Origin of the sequence: Collinsella aerofaciens, from assembly GCF_040910265.1 — a bacterium.
GTDB classification, from domain to species: domain Bacteria; phylum Actinomycetota; class Coriobacteriia; order Coriobacteriales; family Coriobacteriaceae; genus Collinsella; species Collinsella aerofaciens_BK.
Genome location: NZ_JBDGAW010000040.1, coordinates 1 through 2,119 on the forward strand (window position 1 = coordinate 1; position 2,119 = coordinate 2,119).

2 protein-coding genes are annotated in these 2,119 nt (G+C 40.2%); both read left to right on the forward strand.

What is annotated here, in order from left to right:
• Positions 1-535: hypothetical protein (locus AB5Z14_RS10135; RefSeq protein ID WP_438265673.1), on the forward strand; the 535-nt coding region annotated here is incomplete at its 5' end.
• A 411-nt stretch (positions 536-946) separates the two neighbouring features.
• Positions 947-1,570, forward strand: a complete 624-nt coding sequence (locus tag AB5Z14_RS10140; protein ID WP_005648621.1) for a replication/maintenance protein RepL — start codon at positions 947-949, stop codon at positions 1,568-1,570.
• The last annotated feature ends 549 nt before the right edge of the window (positions 1,571-2,119 follow it).

Sequence of the window (2,119 nt, forward strand, 5' to 3'; positions counted from 1 at the left end):
ATCCAGTGCATTAGACAAACACAAGGACGTACAAAACCAGCTTCTTCAGCTTCAGAAAGAACTACGTTCCATTGAAACAAAGAAGAACGTCCAAAAACTCATTTCTAAGGCTTCAGAGAAGTTTTACGGCTTGATTGGAAAAACAGTCAACGATAGGGAAAAGGATGCCTTAAAAGCCAAAGTAAAGGCTTTAGAGGGGGAAAATGAACAGCTATCCGATAGACTGGGAAAGGCTATACTTGAAAAAGAGCAAAACGGCACAAAGGCATTCAAAGCCGAGAATGACAAGGAGTATTATAGACAACAAATGGACAACGCAAGGACAACCAGTAACCGATTAAGGACGGAGAACCAAGAACTAAAGACCGAAACCAAGGAATTGAAAAAAGAACTTGGTAAGATGAAAGACTTGTTCAATTCCGAACAACTGGAGGCTTTAAGGCATCATTTCCCAAACATATCAAAAGCTATGGAAGAGGGGAAAGACCTACTCAAGCAAATCACCAGAAGCAGAGGTTTCGGTATGGGTATGTAACCCCCCCCCCCCCCCGCCCCCAAAGGGGGAGCGACCAAACGGCAGCCTCTCTCAATGGAGTGTTACACCGTTCGGATTCAGAAAACATTTTGCAGGGTTCGGAAAACGGTTGTGTGCTTATTCTAAAAAAAGTTTATGGTGTGGCGCTCGTCGGGACGGGTGGTCCCGCCCCTTGCCGCTAGGCGCTCCCCGACCGATGATTTTTAAGTGACTGATTTTGTGCTGTTTTGGGGGTATATTAAGAATAAAAGAAATAGAATAAGTTAAGTACTTGATACACAATATAGGGCATTTTCCATATTGGAAATTCTCATTTTCCAATCTAGAAAATACTGATTTCCTAATATAATACTAAACAGGAAAATAATATTTCCCTTAATATTGTTTTTATGGAAAATAATAGTTTACTTTGTGGAGAATAATATTTCCCAAAAACACATCAAAATGGAAAATAAAAAAGCAGTTAAGTTAACCGATTTTCAAAAGAACGAAGAAAATCCTTTTATGAAACAAGCTATAGAAGGTATTGAAAATCATGTTGTTAAAAAGTATAAGAGTAATAGTGGTGGCGATAAGAGAGCCGTAGTAGCTTTAGCCGACACTGAAACTGGAGAAGTGTTTAAGACTTCGTTTATCCGTCAAATAGAAGTAGATGAAGAACAATTCACTAAATTGTATCTTTCTAACTTTGCTGCATTCTTTGACCTATCACAAGCAGCTATTCGGGTTTTTGGTTACTTTATGACCTGCATGAAACCCAAAAATGATTTAATCATCTTCAATAGAAAAAAATGCCTAGAATATACCAAATACAAAACAGACAAAGCCGTTTATAAAGGACTTGCAGAACTTGTAAAAGCTGAAATCATAGCCCGAGGACCAGCCGATAATCTTTGGTTTATTAATCCTCTGATAGTATTCAATGGTGACCGAGTGACATTTGCTAAAACATACGTTCGGAAAAAGACTTTAGCTGCCCAAAAGAAAGAAGAAGCAGAGAAACGACAATTATCACTTGGCTTTGATGAACAGTAACACTCCATTGAGTGAAGCTGCCGTTTGGTCGCTCCCCCTTTGGGGGCGGGGGGGGATAGATAAAGTTCCTCTATGTAAAGTTATAATGGGGGATGAAAGGCAAGGTTCGCTAACCTTACCCCGATTGTTTATGCTTCCCAGCATTCAATCTATCCCCGTTTATGGGTTTCTCTTTCACCCTACAAAGATAACCTCATGGGGGAAAAATGTCCAAGAATATGGGGTAAAAACTATCAAGTCGGTAGAAAATAAGTATCTTTGAAGTACATTTTTAGTAGAGGTACTGGTGTGCCTAGGCGAAGCAGATAGGCAAAAATAAAGCCGCTGGAGATGTCGGATGTCCGTCAATTAACTCCAGCGGCTTGTATTTTGGTAACTCTCCCGTATCGGTCGGCTACCGTTTGGTCAGCAACAAAGGTAGTACTTTATTGTCGCAAATCCAAATGTTTTCCCCTTTATTTGTGCATTTACAGAACATTTGCTAACTTCGCACCTATGCAGTATGGTGATAGCACACTAGCACCCTAAAGGGTGCGTGTGTAAGGGGAC